General features: G+C 60.9%; 19 protein-coding genes. 9 read left to right on the forward strand and 10 right to left on the reverse strand.

What is annotated here, in order from left to right; all coding sequences use genetic code 11:
* Positions 1 to 22 precede the first annotated feature (22 nt).
* From sufC to AC2444_RS10695, 4 genes are all read right to left on the reverse strand, one after another.
* Positions 23 to 778: a Fe-S cluster assembly ATPase SufC gene (sufC, locus tag AC2444_RS10680; RefSeq protein WP_012757598.1), complete on the reverse strand. Its 756-nt coding sequence runs from the start codon at positions 776 to 778 to the stop codon at positions 23 to 25.
* Between the two features lie 83 nt (positions 779 to 861).
* The gene (locus AC2444_RS10685) at positions 862 to 1,107 is read right to left on the reverse strand and encodes a hypothetical protein (RefSeq protein ID WP_012757599.1); all 246 of its coding nucleotides are present in this window, start codon (positions 1,105 to 1,107) and stop codon (positions 862 to 864) included.
* Position 1,108: 1 nt separating this feature from the next.
* The gene (gene sufB, locus AC2444_RS10690; RefSeq protein WP_012757600.1) at positions 1,109 to 2,578 is read right to left on the reverse strand and encodes a Fe-S cluster assembly protein SufB; all 1,470 of its coding nucleotides are present in this window, start codon (positions 2,576 to 2,578) and stop codon (positions 1,109 to 1,111) included.
* A gap of 93 nt (positions 2,579 to 2,671) precedes the next feature.
* Positions 2,672 to 3,889 carry a cysteine desulfurase family protein gene (locus AC2444_RS10695; protein WP_128449862.1) on the reverse strand — a complete coding sequence of 406 codons (1,218 nt, stop codon included), beginning with the start codon at positions 3,887 to 3,889 and terminating at the stop codon, positions 2,672 to 2,674.
* Positions 3,890 to 4,106: 217 nt separating this feature from the next.
* On the opposite strand from AC2444_RS10695, the gene AC2444_RS10700 reads away from it, so the two are divergent.
* A complete protein-coding gene (locus tag AC2444_RS10700; RefSeq protein WP_012757602.1) occupies positions 4,107 to 4,784 on the forward strand; it encodes an alpha/beta hydrolase in 678 nt (225 codons plus the stop codon).
* Positions 4,785 to 4,926: 142 nt separating this feature from the next.
* Entirely contained in the window at positions 4,927 to 6,102 is a 1,176-nt protein-coding gene (locus tag AC2444_RS10705; RefSeq protein ID WP_012757603.1) for an acyltransferase family protein, read from the forward strand.
* Here AC2444_RS10705 and AC2444_RS10710 read toward each other — a convergent pair.
* Positions 6,099 to 6,626 (reverse strand): GNAT family N-acetyltransferase, encoded by a 528-nt coding sequence (locus AC2444_RS10710; RefSeq protein WP_012757604.1) that lies wholly within the window; start codon positions 6,624 to 6,626, stop codon positions 6,099 to 6,101. The genes AC2444_RS10705 and AC2444_RS10710 overlap by 4 nt on opposite strands.
* Positions 6,623 to 7,741, reverse strand: a complete 1,119-nt coding sequence (locus AC2444_RS10715; protein WP_012757605.1) for an anhydro-N-acetylmuramic acid kinase — start codon at positions 7,739 to 7,741, stop codon at positions 6,623 to 6,625. Before AC2444_RS10715 ends, AC2444_RS10710 begins: the two co-directional genes overlap by 4 nt.
* A 133-nt stretch (positions 7,742 to 7,874) precedes the next feature.
* Between AC2444_RS10715 and tyrS the strand changes: the two genes are divergently transcribed.
* On the forward strand, positions 7,875 to 9,131 hold the full coding sequence (tyrS, locus tag AC2444_RS10720; RefSeq protein ID WP_012757606.1) for a tyrosine--tRNA ligase: 1,257 nt from the start codon (positions 7,875 to 7,877) through the stop codon (positions 9,129 to 9,131).
* A 61-nt stretch (positions 9,132 to 9,192) separates the two neighbouring features.
* On the opposite strand, the gene AC2444_RS10725 is transcribed toward tyrS, so the two are convergent.
* Entirely contained in the window at positions 9,193 to 9,513 is a 321-nt protein-coding gene (locus AC2444_RS10725) for a hypothetical protein (protein ID WP_041935531.1), read from the reverse strand.
* A gap of 224 nt (positions 9,514 to 9,737) precedes the next feature.
* Here AC2444_RS10725 and AC2444_RS10730 point away from each other — a divergent pair, with 224 nt between their 5' ends.
* A complete protein-coding gene (locus tag AC2444_RS10730; RefSeq protein ID WP_012757608.1) occupies positions 9,738 to 11,399 on the forward strand; it encodes an alpha-amylase family protein in 1,662 nt (553 codons plus the stop codon).
* Between the two features lie 40 nt (positions 11,400 to 11,439).
* Here AC2444_RS10730 and AC2444_RS10735 read toward each other — a convergent pair whose 3' ends face one another.
* Complete coding sequence (locus AC2444_RS10735) at positions 11,440 to 14,838, reverse strand: YhdP family protein (RefSeq protein ID WP_012757609.1); 3,399 nt, start codon at positions 14,836 to 14,838, stop codon at positions 11,440 to 11,442.
* 125 nt (positions 14,839 to 14,963) lie between these two features.
* On the opposite strand from AC2444_RS10735, the gene AC2444_RS10740 reads away from it, so the two are divergent.
* The 5 genes from AC2444_RS10740 to AC2444_RS10760 all read left to right on the forward strand — a co-directional run bounded on the left by AC2444_RS10740 (position 14,964) and on the right by AC2444_RS10760 (position 19,823).
* Positions 14,964 to 15,437, forward strand: a complete 474-nt coding sequence (locus AC2444_RS10740) for a peroxiredoxin (RefSeq protein WP_012757610.1) — start codon at positions 14,964 to 14,966, stop codon at positions 15,435 to 15,437.
* Complete coding sequence (locus tag AC2444_RS10745; RefSeq protein ID WP_012757611.1) at positions 15,434 to 16,261, forward strand: ferritin-like domain-containing protein; 828 nt, start codon at positions 15,434 to 15,436, stop codon at positions 16,259 to 16,261. Before AC2444_RS10740 ends, AC2444_RS10745 begins: the two co-directional genes overlap by 4 nt.
* A 104-nt stretch (positions 16,262 to 16,365) precedes the next feature.
* A complete protein-coding gene (locus tag AC2444_RS10750) occupies positions 16,366 to 17,688 on the forward strand; it encodes a peptidoglycan DD-metalloendopeptidase family protein (protein ID WP_012757612.1) in 1,323 nt (440 codons plus the stop codon).
* A gap of 138 nt (positions 17,689 to 17,826) precedes the next feature.
* Positions 17,827 to 19,392 (forward strand): DEAD/DEAH box helicase, encoded by a 1,566-nt coding sequence (locus AC2444_RS10755; RefSeq protein ID WP_012757613.1) that lies wholly within the window; start codon positions 17,827 to 17,829, stop codon positions 19,390 to 19,392.
* Positions 19,393 to 19,400: 8 nt separating this feature from the next.
* The gene (locus tag AC2444_RS10760) at positions 19,401 to 19,823 is read left to right on the forward strand and encodes an NUDIX domain-containing protein (protein WP_012757614.1); all 423 of its coding nucleotides are present in this window, start codon (positions 19,401 to 19,403) and stop codon (positions 19,821 to 19,823) included.
* On the opposite strand, the gene AC2444_RS10765 is transcribed toward AC2444_RS10760, so the two are convergent.
* Positions 19,824 to 20,141 carry a TfoX/Sxy family protein gene (locus tag AC2444_RS10765; protein ID WP_003540033.1) on the reverse strand — a complete coding sequence of 106 codons (318 nt, stop codon included), beginning with the start codon at positions 20,139 to 20,141 and terminating at the stop codon, positions 19,824 to 19,826.
* 47 nt (positions 20,142 to 20,188) lie between these two features.
* Positions 20,189 to 20,683 (reverse strand): flavin reductase, encoded by a 495-nt coding sequence (locus tag AC2444_RS10770; protein WP_003559728.1) that lies wholly within the window; start codon positions 20,681 to 20,683, stop codon positions 20,189 to 20,191.
* Positions 20,684 to 20,847 lie beyond the last annotated feature (164 nt).

Raw genomic sequence — 20,847 nt, forward strand, 5'->3', positions numbered from 1 at the left:
CATCATCCTTTCCACCCGAAACTCAGGCCGCCGTGCCGATGATGTCGGCATAGCCGTTGGCTTCCAGCTCATGCGCCAGCGTCTTGTCGCCCGACTTGATCACCTGGCCCTTGTAGAGCACGTGGACGGTATCCGGCACGATATAGTCGAGCAGGCGCTGGTAGTGGGTGATGACCACGACCGCGCGGTCCGGCGAACGCAACGCGTTGACGCCGTCGGCGACGATCTTCAGCGCATCGATGTCGAGGCCGGAATCGGTTTCGTCAAGCACGCAGAGATTCGGCTCGAGCAGCGCCATCTGCAGGATTTCGGCCCGCTTCTTCTCGCCGCCGGAGAAGCCGACATTCAGCGGCCGCTTCAGCATTTCGGTATTGATCTGCAGCTTGCCGGCGGCATCCTTGACCCGGCGCATGAAGTCCGGCGTCGTCAGCTCGTCCTCGCCACGCGCTTTGCGCTGCTCGTTCATCGCCACCTTCAGGAACTGCATGGTGGCAACGCCCGGAATTTCGACCGGGTACTGGAAGGCGAGGAAGATGCCCTTGGCAGCGCGTTCGGCCGGATCGAGCTCGAGAATGCTCTCGCCATTGTAGAGAATATCACCCTCGGTGACTTCGTAGTCGCTGCGGCCGGACAGCACATAGGAGAGCGTCGACTTGCCGGAGCCGTTCGGCCCCATGATCGCGGCAACTTCGCCGGCCTTCACCGTCAGGTTCAGGCCACGGATGATCTCGGTGCCGTCTTCGGCGATGCGGGCATGAAGGTTCTTAATTTCAAGCATCTTTGGTTCCTGCGTTTTTCTCTGCGCAGCTCACTAGGAGCCTCGCGTAATATCTAAGGGACATCGACATGTTGCGCTCGGCGCTATCGAGCAAAAAAGCGGACGACGCGGAAAACCGCGACCGTTACGAGCCCAACCCATTCGAGAAAATCCGAGATCCCCTGAAAGATCATTCCCGGTTTTTCCATGCGCTGCCGGAGAAACACATAAGGCTGCTCCGGCGGCGTTTCGGTCTCGTTTCTTAGCTCGCGGGGGCGAATTTTCGCCAATATCTCCCCGCGCATATTCGTCAGACGTTCAAGAATGCGCTTCTTGTCCGCTTCGCTCATGTCAGCCTACAGAGCCTTCCAGCGAAATGCTGATCAGCTTCTGCGCCTCGATGGCAAATTCCATCGGCAGTTCCTGCAGGACTTCCTTGACGAAGCCGTTGACGATCAGTGCGATCGCCGCTTCGGTCGGGATGCCGCGCTGCAGGCAGTAGAACAGCTGGTCCTCGGAGATCTTCGAGGTTGTCGCCTCATGCTCGAACTGCGCCGTCGAATTCTTCGCCTCGATGTAGGGCACGGTATGGGCGCCGCACTTGTCGCCGATCAGCAGCGAATCGCACTGGGTGAAGTTGCGCGCATTCGATGCCTTGCGGTGAGCCGAGACCTGGCCGCGATAGGTGTTGTTGGAAACGCCGGCCGCGATGCCCTTGGAGACGATGCGGCTCGACGTGTTCTTGCCGAGATGGATCATCTTGGTGCCACTGTCGATCTGCTGATGGCCGTTGGACACGGCGATCGAGTAGAACTCGCCGCGGCTATCGTCGCCGCGCAGGATGCAGGACGGATACTTCCAGGTGATCGCCGAGCCGGTCTCGACCTGCGTCCAGGAAATCTTCGAGCGGTCGCCACGGCAATCGCCGCGCTTGGTGACGAAGTTGTAGATGCCGCCCTTGCCGTTCTTGTCGCCGGGATACCAGTTCTGCACCGTCGAATATTTGATCTCGGCATCGTCGAGCGCAACCAGCTCGACCACGGCGGCATGCAGCTGGTTTTCGTCGCGCTGCGGCGCCGTGCAGCCTTCGAGATAGGAGACGTAGGCGCCCTCTTCCGCAATGATCAGCGTGCGCTCGAACTGGCCGGTGCCCTTCTCGTTGATGCGGAAATAGGTCGACAGCTCCATCGGGCAGCGAACGCCCTTCGGCACGAAGACGAAGGAACCGTCGGTAAAGACCGCCGAATTCAGCGTCGCGTAATAATTGTCCGTGGTCGGTACGACCGAGCCGAGGTACTTCTGCACCAGTTCCGGATATTCGCGGATGGCTTCCGAGATCGACATGAAGATCACGCCGGCCTTCTTCAGCTCTGCCTTGAAGGTGGTGACGACCGAGACGCTGTCGAAAACGGCGTCGACGGCGATCTTCGGCCTCTCGACACCAGCAAGGATCTCCTGCTCACGCAGCGGAATGCCGAGCTTCTCATATACCTTCAACAGCTCCGGATCGACCTCGTCAAGCGACTTCGGACCCGGCGTGCTTTTCGGCGCGGCGTAATAATAGATGTCGTTGAAATCGATCTTGGGATAGTCGACGCGCGCCCAGGTCGGCTCTTCCAGCGTCAGCCAGCGACGATAGGCCTCGAGACGCCATTCCAGCATCCACTCAGGCTCCTGCTTCTTCGCCGAAATGAAACGAATGATGTCCTCGGACAGGCCTTTCGGCGCCTTGTCCATCTCGATGACGGTCTCGAAACCGTATTTGTACTGGTCCACATCGATCAGGCGGACCTGGTCGATTGTTTCCTGCACGGCAGCCATCTCATTCTCCAATCTCGCCGGATACAAGGTCCGGCAGCTTGTAGTGTTTGGGCAATTGTCTTGCCCTTTATGTAAGGGGCCAAAAGGGACTTTTCAGCCCGATTGGCAAGCAGAAATTTGCGTTTCCGCAAGTTTTGACACAGGGCAAGCCGCCTCGCCAGCCGACCTGCGTCGGTTGGCGATCTTTGCGAAAGCCGCAATCGCCCTGTCGATATCCTCTTCCGTCGTCGAAAAGCCGAGCGAAATGCGCAGCGCTCCGAGCTTGGCGTCACGTCCCATCGCCGTCAGCACATGGCTTTCGCCAAGCCGGCCCGATGAGCAGGCCGAACCTGCGGAAAGTGCAACGCCTTCGAGATCGAAGGCGATCTGTCCGGTCTCGGCCTTCAGCCCCGGCAGGGTGAAGAAGATCGTATTGGCGACACGCTCGCCACCCTCGCCGTGGATCATCACGTCGGCTGCCGTCTGACGCATGCCGGCTTCGAGCCGCTCGCGCAACGCGCCGATTGCCGCATTGCGCGCCTCGAGTTCGTCGACCGCCGCTTCTGCTGCCGCGCCGAAGCCGATCAGCGCCAGCGAATTCTGTGTCCCCGAGCGGTGACCCCGCTCCTGTCCGCCGCCCTGGATCAGCGGCCTGGGCATCAGCGCCTCGCCGCGCGCAATGAGCGCGCCGGCCCCCTTCGGCCCGCCGATCTTGTGCGAGGAAACGATCATGAAGTCGGCGCCGATCTTCTCTATATCGAGCGCGATGCGGCCGGCCGCCTGCACGGCGTCGACGACGAAGAGGCCACCATGGGCATGGACGATCTTTGCCGCTGCCTCGACAGGCTGCACGATGCCCGTCTCATTGTTGACGAGCATGATAGCGACCATCGGCAGGCCGGCAGCCTTGTCATGCGCTTCGAGCAAGCGGCCGAGCGCATCGAGATCGACGATGCCGGCTTCCGTCACCGGGATCTCCGTCATCGTCTCTCTGGCGAAGCGGCCGCCTTCGCGCACCGCCGGATGCTCGATCGCCGAAAAATAAAGCTGGCCGAGCCGAAGCGGCGTGCGGCCCATGCGGAAATCCGGCGTCAGCACCAGATTGGCGGCCTCAGTCGCGCCGCTGGTAAAGACCACATTGCCGGCGTCGGTGCCGACCAGTGCCGCCACTTTGCGTCGTGCGCCTTCGATCGCAGCGCGGGCGGCACGCCCTTCGCCGTGAACGGAATTTGGATTGCCGAAAATGTCGATGGCGCGCATGATCGCCGCGCGTGCCGCGGGGTGCAGCGGCGCTGTGGCATTCCAGTCGAGATAAAGGCGTGGCGGCGCCATGATCTTCAGTCCTGCGCTTGACGAGCTTGCTTCGGCACCCGCGGCTCATTTTTCTTGAAATTTCCGCCGGGCTTGCCTTATGACACATTCCACGATGCGTGGATCGCCATGCAAGTTTCGAATTGTTCTAAACTGCGTTTTAGAAAAGCTGACAACACTAGTCAAGTCATGTTGTCATCCAACGCAGCGCGAACGCGAAATAAAACCCGGAGTACCAATGCCCGAAGTTATTTTCAACGGCCCAGCCGGCCGTCTTGAAGGCCGCTACCAGCCCTCCAAGGAAAAAAGCGCGCCCATCGCGCTCATTCTGCATCCGCATCCTCAGTTCGGCGGCACGATGAACAATCAGATCGTCTACCAGCTCTTCTATATGTTCCAGAAGCGTGGGTTCACGACGCTGCGCTTCAATTTCCGTGGCATCGGCCGCAGCCAGGGTGAATTCGACCACGGCGCCGGCGAACTCTCGGACGCCGCCTCGGCGCTCGACTGGGTGCAGAGCCTGCATCCTGATTCCAAGACCTGTTGGGTCGCCGGTTATTCCTTCGGCTCCTGGATCGGCATGCAGCTCCTGATGCGCCGGCCGGAGATCGAGGGCTTCATGTCGATCGCGCCGCAGCCGAACACCTATGATTTCTCCTTCCTGGCGCCCTGCCCCTCTTCCGGCCTGATCATTAATGGTGAGGCCGACAAGGTGGCGCCGGAAAAGGATGTCAACGGCCTGGTCGAGAAGCTGAAGACCCAGAAGGGCATCCTCATCACCCACCGCACCGTTACCAACGCCAACCACTTTTTCAATGGCCAGGTGGAAACGCTGATGGGCGAATGCGAGGATTACCTCGACCGTCGTCTCAACGGCGAACTGGTGCCGGAACCCGCCGCCAAGCGGATTCGCTGACACCCAAATCTCGGCCTCATCGAGGCCATGACGGTCCGCAACACAACCGGGCCGGCTGTCCCGGAACAGATCACCTACCGTGTTGCAATCCATGTTGCAGTGCGGTAGGGTCCTCGCGATCCTAACAAAAGCGAGGTCCGTAATGACCAAGTCGTTCGGGGAAGTCCTGGATAAGTATAGGGGAATTGGTCCGGGGTTCGATTTTCTTCGAATAGGGCTCGCCTTTTCCATCGTATTGACCCATTCCTTTTTGTTAACCGACAACAATGACTTCATCAGGGGGTCAGTATTCTGGTTTACTGAATACGCTCTTGTTCCGATGTTCTTCGCTTTGAGCGGATTTCTGATTGCCGGTAGCGCCCAGCGCTTGAGCCTTCGGAATTTTCTGATCAACCGAGGCTTGCGCATCGTCCCGGCCCTTGCCGTCGATATCGTCGTTTGCTCGCTGATCATCGGGCCGATCATTACGGTCGTTTACCACTCCGAATATTTTACCGATCAGCGGTTTTTCAAATACTTCCTGAATATCGTCGGCTGGATTCATTACGAACTTCCGGGCGTCTTCCAGGATAATCCGAGCCAGCGTGTCAACGGCGCTCTGTGGACGGTTCCCTGGGAAATCTTCTGCTACATCATCATGTCGTTCCTGATGATCACCGCCATCGTCAAGACGCGCTACAAGCTGCTCGCGGTGACGATCGCCTACATCGTCATCGGCCTTATCGTGCAGAAGATGCCCTATCTGCTGCCAGGCTCGATCAAGCCGATCGCTCGCTTCCTGTTCATGAGCCGCGGCTCCCAGCTGATAACGGCCTTCATGATGGGCATCGTCGTCTTTCAGTTTAAAGCGGTCATTCCGCATTCTCGCTGGTTGTTTGCCGCCGCCTGCCTGGTTTGCATCGTCGCTATCCTCACCCTCGACAGCAGTGCGACGGAATCGGTGATGAACCGGCCCCTGGTCATCACCTCTCTCGTTTACATCACCGTCTTCGTCGGCCTGTCCGAGGTGCCCATTCCGGCCTTTTTCAGGAAAGGCGACTATTCCTACGGCGTCTATCTCTATCACGACCCGTTTTTACAGATCTGGATCAGCTCGTTCCCGTCGGTTTTCCTCTATCCGAAATATGGTGCGCTGGCGCTCTATCTCGTCGGCCTGCCATCGGCTCTCGCCGTTGCGGTGCTGTCCTGGCATTTCATCGAGAAGCCGATCCTCGGCCTTCGCAAGAAATTCTCGTTCATCGCCCAGGTCAGGGGCGTCGAGGATGGCAATCAGGCTGGGCGCGAATCCCATGTCCGGCCGGTCGCCGTAAAGAGTTAGAGCTTTGCCGGCCGTTTATCGACGGTGAGTTCGAAAGCCGTGCCCAGCACTCCATCGATCAGGATCGGCGCGCGTTCGCGCATGCCGATCTTCCTCAGCACACGCTGCGAAGCGATGTTGTCGGGATGTGTGAAGGCAATGAAGCCTGGCGCAAACTGCCTTTCGAAGAACCAGTCAGCCAGCACGCTCGCCGCTTCCGTTGCCAGGCCCTTGCCCCAGGCCTCCTCGCGCAGGGAATAACCGAGTTCGAATTGCTCGTTCCTGAACCTCGAAATCCCCGCGCGGCCGATGAAGCTGCCGTCCTCGGCGAGGAGCTTGAATTTGGTCGTGCCGTCGCGCGCCTGCTCCTCGAACCAGCCCTGCAGCCGCTGCTCAGCCTTCTCGAGGCTCCACGGCGCATTGCCGGACAGATATCGGGTCGTTGCCATCGTCGAATGCAGCAACTGCACCAGGGCCGCATCGCCTTCGTCCCACATGACGAAGCTGAGCCGCGGCGTGTTCAATATAACGCTCGGCTCTCTCATGGCGTTGCAAGCACCCCGCCGCTGACGGGGGCGTCGACCCCCGTTGTGCCGGGAAATGTCAATGACAGCCCATCCAGCGATCGGACGGCGAGATAGGCCCAGGCCTCGGCTTCCATCGCATCGCCGTCGAAACCTGCCTCCTCGGCCGTCAACACCTTCGATCCCAGCCATTCGGCCATGGCCGAGAACTCCGCCATCACGGTGGCGTTCAGCCGCCCGCCGCCGCAGACGATATAGATCGCTGGGGTCTCGGGCAGGAAGTTGGCAGATTTGATGATCGACGCGGCGGCGACATGGGCCAGCGTGCGTGCGCCGTCTTCGAGGCTCGCGTCCTCCGGCCGAAGCGGCGCGAAATCGCCGCGGTCCAGCGAACGGCGAACATTGCCGCGGAAGAACGGGCTTTGCAGATAACGTTCCGCCAGGCTGGCCACCACCCTGCCGCGTCCGCCGATCGCGCCGCCGGGATCATAGGTTTTGCCGGTCTGCATCTCCACCCACTGGTCGATCAGCGTATTGCCCGGACCGCTGTCGAAGGCCGATATCCGGCCGTCCGTGCCGATAAAGGTGAGATTGGAGATGCCGCCGATATTGACGAAGCACACCGCCTGTCCCGCCTGCTGGAATTTTCCTGCAAGTGCTGCGTGATAGGCTGGCACCAGCGGCGCTCCCTGCCCGCCATGGACCATGTCGTTGGCGCGCATGTCGTAGACCACCGATATGCCGGTTCTCTTCGCAAGTTCCTGGCCGTCGCCGATCTGGATCGTCAATCCCTCATCAGGGCGATGAAGCACCGTCTGGCCATGGAAGCCGAGAATATCGACGGCATCGGCAGAAAGCCCGAAACGCTCCAGGAATACCGTAACGGCAATTGCATGCCGCAACGTCAGTTCAAGCTCGATATCGCGAAGCTCAGCCGGTCGCTGGCTTCTCTCACTGAGTGGACGCGACAGTTCCAGCGCCCGTTTGAGCTGCCCGCGAAAATCCGCGTCATAGGGCACGCCCATGAACGGGCCGCGCTCAATAAAGCCGCGGCCGTCGGTCCTGATCAATGCGACGTCGATTCCGTCCATCGACGTGCCGCTCATCAGCCCGATCGAGGTCCTGATGACATCCATGAGGCTTGCCTCCCATGCGATTCCCGGATGCACATTTATAAAAACAGTGCTAAACGCGCCGCGACAGATCAACAACAACGAACTTGCGCCTAGCCCCCATGGGGTGCGGAGCAGACACCAAGAGACGAAACCTATGTCCGAGTTCAAGTCCGATTTCCTCCGCACGCTGAAAGAGCGCGGCTTCATTCATCAGGTCTCCGACGAAAGCGGCCTCGACGACCTGTTCGCCAAGGAAACCGTGACGGCCTATATCGGCTTCGATCCCACGGCACCCAGCCTTCATGCCGGCTCGCTGATTCAGATCATGATGCTGCACTGGATGCAGAAGACCGGTCATCGCGCCATCTCTCTGATGGGCGGTGGCACCGGCATGGTCGGCGACCCCTCCTTCAAGGAAGAGGCGCGCCAGCTCATGACCGTCGATACGATCGAAGGCAACATCGCCTCGATCAAGCGTGTCTTCTCCAATTACCTGAACTACGGCGACGGTCCCAAGGACGCGCTGATGATCAACAATGCCGAATGGTTGCGCTCGCTGAACTACCTCGAATTCCTGCGCGATGTCGGCAAGCATTTCTCGGTCAACCGCATGCTGTCCTTCGATAGCGTCAAGACGCGCCTCGACCGAGAACAGTCCCTCTCCTTCTTGGAATTCAACTACATGATCCTGCAGGCCTACGATTTCGTCGAGCTTGCCAAGCGCTACGATTGCCGCCTGCAGATGGGCGGTTCGGACCAGTGGGGCAATATCGTCAACGGTATCGATCTCGGTCATCGCATGGGGACACAGCAGCTCTATGCGCTGACATCGCCGCTGCTGACGACGTCGTCGGGCGCCAAGATGGGCAAGTCGGCGACCGGCGCTATCTGGCTGAACGCCGACATGCTCTCGGCCTATGATTTCTGGCAGTACTGGCGCAACACCGAGGATGCCGACGTCTCGCGCTTCCTGAAGCTCTACACGACGCTGCCGATGGATGAGGTTGCCCGTCTCTCCGCTCTCGGCGGTTCGGAGATCAACGAGGTCAAGAAGATCCTTGCGACCGAGGTAACGGCAATCCTGCATGGCCGCCCGGCCGCCGAGCAGGCCGCCGAAACCGCGCGCAAGACCTTCGAGGAAGGCAGCCTCTCGGAGAACCTGCCTTCGGTCGATATCCCCGCCACCGAACTCGACGGCGGCATCGGCCTCCTCTCGCTGATCGTTCGTGCCGGCCTTGCCGCCTCGAATGGCGAAGCCCGCCGTCACGTCCAGGGCGGCGCGGTCCGCATCAACGACGAGGCGGTCAACGACGAACGCAAGATGATCGGCAGCGGCGAAATCACCGCCGACGGCGTCATCAAGCTCTCGCTCGGCAAGAAGAAACACATCCTGATCCGCCGCGCGGCGTAAGCGGCGTCAAATTTTGAACGGATATCGAAGCCGGCGTCCGCGCCGGCTTTTCTTTGCCTCACTATTCGGGTCGGCGAGCAAGATCATTCAGCTCCCCGCCGGTATTCCGCGTCATCTCGTCTGGTCTCTTGAGAAGATAACCGGGCGGATCGACGCTTGAAGCGGGCTTCACCCGCGACCACCAGCTGATCGAGAAGATCGGCGGCGTCATTTCCGCGTCCAGAGGAACCACCAGGACGTGGTCGGAACGGATGACCGCCTCTTGCGATTTCAGCCGCACGCTCTTTTCCGCAGAAAGCGACACGTCGGCAATCGTGACGGCCATCATGGCGGCCGATGCAAAAGAAACTGTCCGGGCGCACTGCATGGCATCCTCCGACATTGCACCGGCCGTTGCGTTCTGACCGGGGCAGTATAGTACATCAGATTTTCCTAAAATAGGCAAAGCATCACTGCCGGATTTGTCAGCCTGGCTTGGATTCGGCCTTGCCGAGGAGGAGCCCCCGCATTTTCCACTGGAAAGCAACACGACCCACATGGCGAATGCTTTATCGGAACCTTTTCCGCCCGCCGGGATTTGCGACCAGATTGGATTGGAGTGCCGGCATGATCAACGACCTCTGGTATAAGAACGCTGTCATTTACTGCCTGTCCGTCGAGACCTTCATGGATGCGAACGGTGACGGCGTCGGTGATTTTCAGGGTCTGATGCGGCGCCTCGATTATCTCTCCGGCCTCGGCGTGACGGCGATCTGGCTCATGCCGTTCCAGGCATCGCCCGGTCGCGACGACGGTTATGACGTCTCCGATTATTACAATGTCGATCCGCGTTATGGTTCGCTCGGCGATTTCGTCGAATTCACCCACGGCGCCAAGCAGCGCGGTATCCGGGTACTGATCGATCTGGTGATCAATCATACATCCAAAGACCATCCCTGGTTCCAGGACGCCAGGAGCGATCCGCGTTCGCGCTATCGCGACTGGTACGTCTGGTCGGAGAGAAAACCTGATAATGCCGATCAGGGCATGGTCTTCCCCGGCGTCCAGAAGACCACTTGGACCTATGACGATAGAGCCAAGGCCTATTACTTTCACCGCTTCTACGATCACCAGCCCGATCTCAATACATCGAACCCCGAGGTGCAGGCAGAAATCCTGAAGATCATGGGCTTCTGGATCCAGCTCGGCGTCTCCGGCTTCCGAATGGATGCCGCCCCCTTCATCATCGCAACGAAAGGCGCCGACGTTACCAAGCCTGTCGAACAGTTCGATATGCTGAGGAAATTTCGCGAATTCCTGCAGTGGCGGCTGGGCGATTCCATCATCCTGGCAGAGGCCAACATCCTGCCGAAGGACAATTTCGAATATTTCGGCGATGACGGCGACCGCATGCAGATGATGTTCAATTTCCAGGTCAATCAAGCGCTATTTTATGCTTTCGCCAGCGCCGATACCCGGCCGCTCAAGAAGGCCATGGAGGCCACCAAACCGCGCCCTGCGACCGCGCAATGGGGCCTCTTTCTCCGCAACCATGATGAACTGGATCTCGGCCGGCTGACGGAAAAACAACGCGCCGCGGTATTTGCCGCCTTCGGGCCTGAAAAGGACATGCAGCTTTACGACAGGGGCATTCGCCGTCGCCTCGCGCCCATGCTCGGCGGCGACCACCGCAGGATCGAAATGGCCTACAGCCTGCTGTTTTCACTGCCTGGAACGCCCGTCATCCGATACGGCGACGAAATCGGCATGGGCGACGATCTAGGCCTGCCCGAGCGCAATTGCGCACGCACGCCGATGCAGTGGTCGACCGAACCGGAAGGCGGGTTCACCAAAAGTGAAAAGCCGATCTCGCCCGTTATCAAGGACGGTCCCTACGGTTTCCAGCATGTCAATGTTGCCGAACAGCGGCGCGATCCCAATTCTTTGCTGAACTGGACCGAGCGGATGATCCGGATGCGCAAGGAAGCCCCTGAGATCGGCTGGGGCGACTTTTCTGTAATCGACACCGGGGATGACGGCGTGCTGGCGCTTCGTTATGACTGGCGCGGCAATTCCGTGTTGATCCTGCACAATCTGCATGCGCAGCCGGCGGAAGTGACCTTCGATCCCGAGATAGGCGAAGACGGGCGGCAATTAATCGATATCGCCGATGGCGCGAGCAGCAAAGCGGACGAAAAAGGATTTCATACCGTCATGCTCGATGCCTACGGCTATCGCTGGTATCGCGTCGGCGGTCTCGATTATCTCCTCAGGCGGACGGAGATTTAGGTAGGTCTCGCCACGACCTCTGCCGTAACCGCTTCCCGCCTCACTGGAATTCAAAAATCTGCCGGAAGACGCCCGGCGCGATGATCGACAGCGGATTGATCTGCAGGTTCGGCTGGTCGAACTTGCCTGTCAGCTTGAAGGTGATACCGATCAGGCCGCGGTCGCTGCCATTGCCGAGGATGACCCCGATCAGCGGCAGTTCGGCGAAGAGGCGGTTGAGGCCGTAGGCGGGCATGAAGGTGCCGGTCATGTCCATGTTGCCCTTGCGGTCGCGCACGATGCCCTGGAAGGTCGCGCCGATCTGATCGCCGCGCAGCACGCCGTTCTCGATGCCGACCATGCCATTGCGCGATACGACACGGGCAAAGCCGCGCTGGAAGCGCTGCGACGAGGTATCGATGTCCCGCTTGACGGCTTCGTTGAGGCTGCGCTGCTCATTTCCGACCGGTGTCGAGACGATCGAGCGCAGCCGTTGTTCGTTGACGATCGCGAAGCGGCGCACGTCGAGCGAGCCGTCCCAGCCGCCCTCCGCCCCTAGCCGGATCGCCAGGTTGAGCAGGCCGCCCTGCATGTGCTGGTAGAGATCGGCGAAACGCGATACCGCGCCGGCATCGCCGCTGGTGATGTTGATGACGCCGCCGTCCTTCATCTGGCTGACCACGGCCTCGCCACTGTCGGTAACGGCGGAAAAATTGAGCGCCTGCAGCTTGTCGCCGCGCAGTGATATTTGCGCCTGGAAATTGCCGACCTTCTCGTCGTTGAAACCGATGACGTTTTTCAGCCTGGCGCGCACCGAGACGCCGGTGTCGCCGCCATCCCCGTCACCATCGCCGTCCGAGCCCGATTTCAACCGCTGGATGACCGGTCGCGCATCGGCGCTGTCACCGGAGACCGAGACGTCGAAATTGCCTTTGCTGCGCTTCACCGACAGGGCGAAATCGTCGAGCGAGGAGAGCTTGACGCTGTCGAAATCGGCCGAGATCAGCCCACCCTTGCCGATGTTCAACGATCCATTGGCGCCAAAACCGTCGCCCTTCAGTCGGAAGTTCTTGATCTGGGTATTGTCGGCCGGCCCGGATGTTTCGAATTCGGCCGTGGCGGCAATGCCGCTGCCCTTCGCCCAGCCGATCCAGGGCAGTTCGAGCAGCGACTTGGTGAGGTCGAGCTGGACGTCCTGCCGGTCGTCGTCGATCCGCGTCAGCACCATCTTCACGCTGCCGCCGACGATTCCGGAAAGGCCGGGTATCAGCTTGTTGCGCTGGTCCTCGGAAAGGGTCGCGGTGATCACCCGTTGTTTGGCCGCCGCGTCGGATGCCTCGACCGGTTCGGTAAGATCGATATCGGCCGGGACGCCGTCGATCTGGGCTTTGGCGTCAAGCGTGATTCTTTTAGGATTGCCGTTCAGCGTTCCGTCGAGATTGCTGATCATCCTGCCGGAAAACGGCTTGGCAAGATCGATATTGGTGAGCTTCATTGCCGCCGACCATTCGGCCGGCGGCGGGTTTTGCGAGGAAAGCAGACCGAAATGGGCCTTCACATTCGCCTCGATCCGGCCCTTGAGATCGTCGGGCGTAAAGCCGGCGCGCTGCAGCACCCGGATCGGCCGGTAGGTCAGAAGCTCGCCGACGGCGTCCGCGGCTCCGGAGACCGCGAGATCGATATCGGCCATCAGCGGTTTATCGTAGGTGGCGGGCAGGATGAACGTCCCCTGCCCGAGACCGACCGACCGACCGGAGGGGAAATAGGAGGTGCCGCTCTTGATCGCGATCGTCGCAACCGGGCCTGTCAGGTCGAAATGCGCTGACGTGTCGCGGATCGGCGGAATGTCGCCGGCGACGTTCATCCGCGCGCCCGTGATGTCGAAGCCGATGCGGATCTGGTTGGCGTCGAGCTTCAATCCTTTTCCGCCGGCTGCCTCGTCCAGCCTGCCGAAGGGAATGAAGACGGAAATGGAAGCGTCGGTGACGGTGCCTCCGAAGAGATTGCCGTGCACCCAGGTGCGCACCTTGGGCGCCATCCAGAACGGCCAGAGCTGCTTGATCGCAATCGTCTGCAACTGCGCCGACTGGCCGGCGAAGCTGATCTCCGGCGATTTGTCGCCGAGTTTGACGTGCAGTGATCCGTAGAGCGCGCCGAGCGGGCTGGAAACGGTTATGTTGGGAAACTGGAACTCACGGCCGGCGACCATGTAGCGCCCGGTCGCCTGGATGTCGAAGGAGAGTGGCTCCTCGCCGGAGCCGCCGGGGGCAGCCGTGCCGCCACTGACGAGCAGGTCGATGCCGAAGCCTTTGCCCGCCTGCGGGTCGAGCTTGTCGAGATCAATCAGCGCGCCATTGATGGGAAGCGTAGTCGCGCCGAACCGGGCGTTCGATCGGGCAATCTCGAGCTTCTGCTTGGCGAAATCGTAGACGAGATTGATTTGCCCGCCCGAGAGCTGCTGCGGATCGCCGTCCGCATAGATTTGGCCGGGATCGATGTCGACCGTCGCCGTCAGCGCCGGCTGCGCGCCATCGCGCGCCCGGGTGGCCGACACTGTCAGATCGGCAAAGGCGCTCAGTCCTTGCCGGATCATGCCCTGATCGTTGCGTTTCAGCGCGAAGGGGGTGAGGTCGGCATGTCTGAGCGTCGCCACGACTTTGGACACGTGGCCGTCGTCTTTCTCGGCCCGCACGTCGAGCTCCGCCACTTCGCCGTTGAGCGCGACTTCGCCGGTCAATTGCAGCGAGGACGGGCCGGCATGGGCAAAGACGAGATTGTCGATGACGAGCGACAGCGGACCGTTGGCGGTATCGGCAAGCTTGATGTCGAGGCCGGAGATGCGCACCGAATTGGTCGAGCCGCGCGTCACGATGCTGTCGAACATGTCGAACTGCGAGAAGATCTTTTCCATCGCCGCCGGCATGGCGTCGATGCGCAGATCGTCGAGCTTGACGGCATTGCCGGAGGGCAGAAGCGCGGTATCGAGCGCAATATCCTCCGCTTCGATGTCCGCGACGGCGATGCGGCCGCGGAAAAGCTGCAGCGGATCGAGCCCCAGGCGCACCGAACCCGTCGTCGACAGGTGCTGGCCGCTCTCCTGGTCGATCATGTTGACGTTGCGCGCTTCCAGCGCCAGCCGGAAATCCGAGGTGAAGCGGATGACGGTGGAACCGACCTCGGCGCGATAGCGCGGTCCGGCTACCCCGTTCAGCGCCGCCTGCGCCTGCTGCGACAGCGGCTTGTCGAACATGCCGCTCTCGACGGTGAAAACGATGCCAGCGAGAATAACGAGGATCAGCCCCAGAAATCCGCAGGTCAGCTTCGCCGTGCGGCGCATCGGCGAACGCGGCGGCGGGCAATGAACGATGATCGGATCCTCGGCCTGGGCGGACGGCAAGCGGTCCAGCGCAACGATATCCTTCTTGCGAAACGTGACCTTTTCGCCGCGGATGGCTGACATGCGCCCTCGGGCTCTCCCTTTAAGTGAAGAATTGAACCCGGCCATGCTGGACGGGTATCCGTCCACTATATAATTCGGGGAGAGAAAGTGTCATCCACAAACCCGGCAAAAGAAAGGTTTTCCTAATGGCGGTTCCCGGCATCGGCGTTTCGGCCCCTGATTTCAACCTTCCCCGCGACGGCGGCGGCCGCGTTTCGCTGGCCGAATTCCACGGCAAGCCGCTGGTGTTGTTCTTCTATCCCAAGGACGACACGACGGGCTGCACCGCCGAATCGCTGGCTTTCACCGCGTTAGCAGCCGAGTTCGAAGCGGCGGGTGCTGCCGTCATCGGCATGTCACCCGATTCGGCCGCTTGCCATGACAAGTTCATCAAGAAGCACCGTCTTTCGGTGGCGCTCGCCTCGGACGAGGAAAAGACGACGCTGCAGGCCTATGGCGTCTGGAAGGAAAAGAGCATGTACGGCCGCAACTTCATGGGCGTCGAGCGTACCACTTTCCTGATCCGCCAGGACGGCACGATCGCCACCATCTGGCAGAAGGTGAAGGTGCAGGGCCATGCCGAAACCGTGCTCGAGGCCGTGAGGAACCTGGCAGCGTGATAGGGGATCTGACGATAACCTCGCTGCGCGGCGGCGCCATCGATGCAATCTCGTCCGCCGATCTCGACCGCAAGACGGCACTTGCACAGGAAAGCGCCACCCGCTGGTTTGCGCGCCGGGTGTCGCTGCGCTCGCCGCTCGATGCGGCCCTGCCCGACAGGCCCGGCCGTCCTGAGAAACCGGTGCTGACGCCGCCGACCCAGGTGGAGAAGCGCTCGCTGCATACGCTCAAAGGCCGGATCGCCCTGCTCCATGCCATCGCCCATATCGAGCTCAACGCCGTCGATCTGGCGCTCGATATCGTCGCGCGATTCGCGACCGAGCAGGTGCCGAATTCCTTTTTCGACGGCTGGATGCTGGTCGCCTTCGAGGAGGCGAAGCATTTCCGCATGGTGCGCGCCAGGCTCAACGATCTCGGCGCCGATTACGGCGATCTTCCCGCCCATGACGGGCTCTGGCAGGCAGCCCATTCGACGCGCAACAATCTGACGGCAAGGCTCGCCGTCGTGCCGCTGATTCTGGAAGCTCGCGGCCTCGACGTCACGCCGTCGCTGCAGGCGAAAATGCGCCAGACAGGCGATCTCGAAAGTGCTGCGGTGCTCGACGTCATCTACAATGACGAGAAAGGCCATGTCGCCGTCGGCGCCAAATGGTTCCGCTTCCTCTGCGCCCGCGAGAAGCGCGATCCAGCAAAGGCCTTCCAGGAGCTGGTGCGCGCCAACTTCCGCGGACCGCTGAAGCCGCCCTTCAACGATCTTGCCCGCGCCGAGGCCGGGCTGACGCCGTCCTTCTACCGCTCGCTCGCATCGATCAGCTACGCTTGAAGTCACTGAAATTTATGACGCGACGGCAACAATGAAAGCATTCATTAACCATAACGGTGTCTAATTTCCGAAAGAGGCGTAGAGCATCAATCGGGAGAGCCTGCGTGAACAGCGGACATCAGCACCGGGTATTCGGCAGGCGGGCGCAGGAACATATCCTCATCCTCGCAAGCGGCGACAAAGTCCGCCATATGACGGTCCGGCCGTGGATGGCCGCGCTTGCCTTCTGCTTCGTCGGCGTCTTCTCGATCGGCTACCTCCTGGCCACATCCTATCTCGTGCTGCGCGACGACCTGATCGGCGCCACCATGGCCCGCCAGGCCCGCATGCAGCACGACTATGAAGACCGCATCGCCGCCCTCCGCGCCCAGGTCGACCGCATCACCTCCCGCCAGCTTCTCGACCAGCAGGTGGTCGAAGACAAGGTCGACAAGCTGATGGAGCAGCAGATGGCGTTGACCTCGCGCCATGGCAAGCTCGACAATCTGCTCGACCGGGCCGAAAGCTCCGGCCTGACGGAAAAGGACGGCGCCCTGCCTGCGCCGTCTTCGCCCGTTCAGTCCTATGCGCCCGATGTCAAGGACAAGCGTGCTTCGCTCTCCGGTAGCGGCATCGAGGCGATCGAGAAACAGCTGGCGAACGGCGCCCCCGCCGATGCGACGCCCGACAATTCGACGCTTGCTTATGTGCCGGCCACCGACACCGTCGGCGATCGTGCCGACCGCATCTTCTCCAAGGTGACGCTGTCGCTTAAAGATGTCGAACAGGATCAGCGCAGCCGTGTCGAACAGCTGACGAGCGATGCCGGCAATGCCGCCAATGCCATCGAGACCGTGCTGACCCGCTTCAAGATTCCGGTACCGGAAGAGACCGCTGCCAAGAAAGACGATGACGATGCCGTCGGCGGCCCCTATGTCGAGCCCGAAAGCAACGACGACTTCAACAATTCTCTGGTGGCGCTCGACGGCGCGCTGACTCGTCTTGAGGAGGTCCGCAGCACCGCCGAATCCCTGCCCTTCCGCAATCCCGCTATCGGCAAGGACGTGACCAGCCCCTTCGGCAATCGCCGCGATCCCTTCCTCGGCCGCCTCGCGCTCCATTCCGGCATCGATTTCCGCTTTTCGCCCGGCGAACGAATTCGCCCGGCGGCACCTGGAAAGGTAGTTTCGGCCGGCTGGACCGGCGGCTACGGCAACATGGTCGAGGTCGATCACGGCAACGGCATCTCGACGCGCTACGGGCATATGTCGGAGGTTCTGGTCAAGGTCGGCGACACGGTCGGCCGTAACGATGTCATCGGCCTCGCCGGCAGCACCGGCCGCTCGACGGGCACGCACCTGCACTATGAAGTGCGCCAGGACGGCCATGCCGTCGATCCAGTATATTTCATGAATGCCGGCCTTAAACTCGCCACCTATATCAAGTAACTCCTGCCCGGTAACCAACGCTTCACTCTGCAATGGGTGCGGCGTCTCTATTTCTTGACTTGCCGGCCATTCGGGGCTATGTCGCGCTGCATTGCGGCATGCAATCCCGCCGACTCGTTCAGAGCTCGGCCGAACGGAATGGAAACAGTTTTCCCTTTGACGACATTTGCTGACCTTGGCTTAAGCCAAAAAGTGCTATCCGCTGTTACGGACGCGGGCTACACGATCCCCACGCCTATTCAGGCGGGAGCCATCCCGTTTGCGCTTGAGCGCCGCGATATTTGCGGTATCGCGCAGACCGGCACTGGCAAGACGGCATCCTTCGTGCTGCCGATGCTGTCGCTTCTGGAGAAGGGCCGTGCGCGTGCGCGCATGCCCCGCACGCTGATTCTCGAACCGACGCGCGAACTCGCTGCCCAGGTCGCCGAGAATTTCGAGAAATACGGCAAGAACCATCGCCTTAACGTCGCCCTTCTGATCGGCGGCGTTTCCTTCGAGGACCAGGACCGCAAGCTCGAACGCGGCGCCGATGTACTGATCTGCACCCCCGGCCGCCTTCTTGACCATTTCGAGCGCGGCAAGCTGCTGATGAGCGGCGTCGAGATCCTCGTCATCGACGAGGCCGACCGCATGCTCGATATGGGTTTCATCCCCGATATCGAGCGCATCGCCAAGATGATCCCGTTCACCCGCCAGACGCTGTTCTTCTCGGCAACCATGCCGTCGGAAATCCAGAAGCTCGCCGACCGTTTCCTGCAGAATCCCGAACGTATCGAGGTCGCAAAGCCGGCTTCCGCGGCCGAGACCGTGACACAGCGTTTCGTCGCCTCCCACGGCAAGGATTACGAGAAGCGAGCGGTTCTGCGAGAACTCGTCCGCGCCCAGACCGAGCTCAAGAACGCCATCGTCTTCTGCAACCGCAAGAAGGATGTCGCCGATCTCTTCCGGTCGCTCGAGCGTCATGGCTTCTCGGTCGGCGCCCTGCATGGCGACATGGACCAGCGTTCCCGCACGATGACGCTGCAAAGCTTCCGTGACGGCAATCTCCAGCTTCTGGTCGCTTCCGACGTCGCCGCCCGCGGCCTCGATATCCCTGATGTCAGCCACGTCTTCAATTTCGACGTGCCTATTCATTCCGAGGATTACGTCCACCGCATCGGCCGCACCGGCCGTGCCGGCCGCTCGGGTGCCGCCTTCACGCTCGTCACCAAGCGCGACACTAAGTTCGTCGATGCCATCGAGAAGCTGATCGGCGAAAAGGTCGAATGGCTGAGCGGTGACCTGACGTCGCTGCCGCCGCCGGCAGAAGACAGCCGGGACAGCGAACGCCCGCGCCGCAACGGCCGCGAGCGTGGCGCCAGAGATGGTGCAGGCCGAGATCGCGCGCCGAGAGAGAATGGCGACAAGGATCGTGGACGCGGACGAGGCAATCGCGCCGCCGCGAGTCATAAATCTGATAACGACATACAGGATAATGGCGTCGACGTGATTGAAGCAGCACCAGTAAAGGCCGACATCGTGAAGAACGAGCGCAAAGCAGAGCAGAAGCCGCAGAACAACGCGCGCAACAGTCGGCCTTACCCGGCAAACGACGACAGCCGCGACCGCCGCCGTCATCGCGACCACGACGATGGCCCGACCCCGGTCGGCTTCGGCGACGATATCCCCGCCTTCATGCTGATCGCCGGCAGCGCCAAGGTCTAAGCATTATCATGGGTAGGCCCGGCATTGATTTTCCGGGTCTCGGCGTTGGCCTGGTGATTCTGCGCGACGCCAGGATCCTTCTTTACAAACGCATGCGACCACCTGAAGCCGGCTATTGGAATATCGTTGGCGGCAAGGTGGATCACATGGAGCCGGCTGAGACTGCCGCGCGCCGCGAGGCCGAAGAAGAAACCGGTCTGACGATCGGCCGCATCGAACGAATCGGCATGACCGAACAGATCATCGATGCCGACCGCCAACACTGGATGTCGATTCTCTATCTCGCCCGCGACGTCGAGGGCGAGCCGCAGCTGACCGAACCGGACAAGCTTTCGGATTTCGGCTGGTTTCCCCTGACGGATTTACCCGAGCCACTGTCGGCCTTCACCAAGGCGGCGATCGCAGCCTTGTCGCCCGCTGAACGCGGCTAACTATTCGGCGCGAAGCGACGCCTCATAGGCAAGCCTCACCCATTTCGCCATCAGATCGGGATCGTCGTAGGCCTCGTCGGGGATCGACCAATAGGGCATTTTTACCGGCTTGCCCTTCTTGCCCTCATAAGTCCATTGCGTGGCGCCGGCAGCGGCAAATTCCGGGGCGCTCGTCTCATCGGCCTTCAGCAGCATCTCGTCGCGCACTTCAAGCGCGATGATCCGCCCGAGATGATAGATGCCTTTGCCGCCAAACATGCGCTTGACCGTGACGGGGCCGAGCCCCTGAAACATTTCCTCGATCCCGGCATTGTCCATTCTCTACTACCCTCGAAATGCTTCCGAAAGGATGCACGGCGCTCTTATCACAGCGCGTGATAATCCCGGTTCATATAGATGAGCGCCGGGTGCTTTTCGCTGAAGCGGACAGCCGCGACCTCGCCGAAGATGACATTGTGCGTCGGCATTTCCTTGATATCGATCACCCGGCAATCGAAGGCGGCAAGTGCGTCGGCTAGCACGGGCGCACCGGTGGCAAGCATCTCGAAACGGGCGCTGGCGAAACGGTCGTCATTGGCAAGCGACGTGCGCCCGGAAAAGGCATCGGCAACACCCTGATGGTGGGCGCCGAGCGTGTTCAGCGCGAAAATGCCGCTGCGAAAGAAGATCTCGTTCTTCGGATTGGTGTTGTTGAGGCAGATCAGCACCGAGGCCGGATTGTCCGAGACCGAGCAGGCGGCGGTGATGGTGACGCCGCGGCGCAGCTCGCCCATCGCCGTCGTCACGAGCTGCACGTGGCCGGCATAACGGCTCATGGCATCGCGATAAAGGCCGGGGTCGATATGCTGCCTGTTCAACACCTGCTTCTCCCGTACGCGCTTACTCTGTCTGGATCCACTTGCTATCGCGCCAATATGGCGAGCATCGGTTACCTTTTCTACAATAGGACCGGTGAAAAGCGCTGTGTTGCGCTTGTTTTTCTTTGACGATCGCGGCCTTGCGGATAAAAGGGCATGGACGATGG

This window comes from Rhizobium sp. WSM1328 (assembly GCF_057653715.1).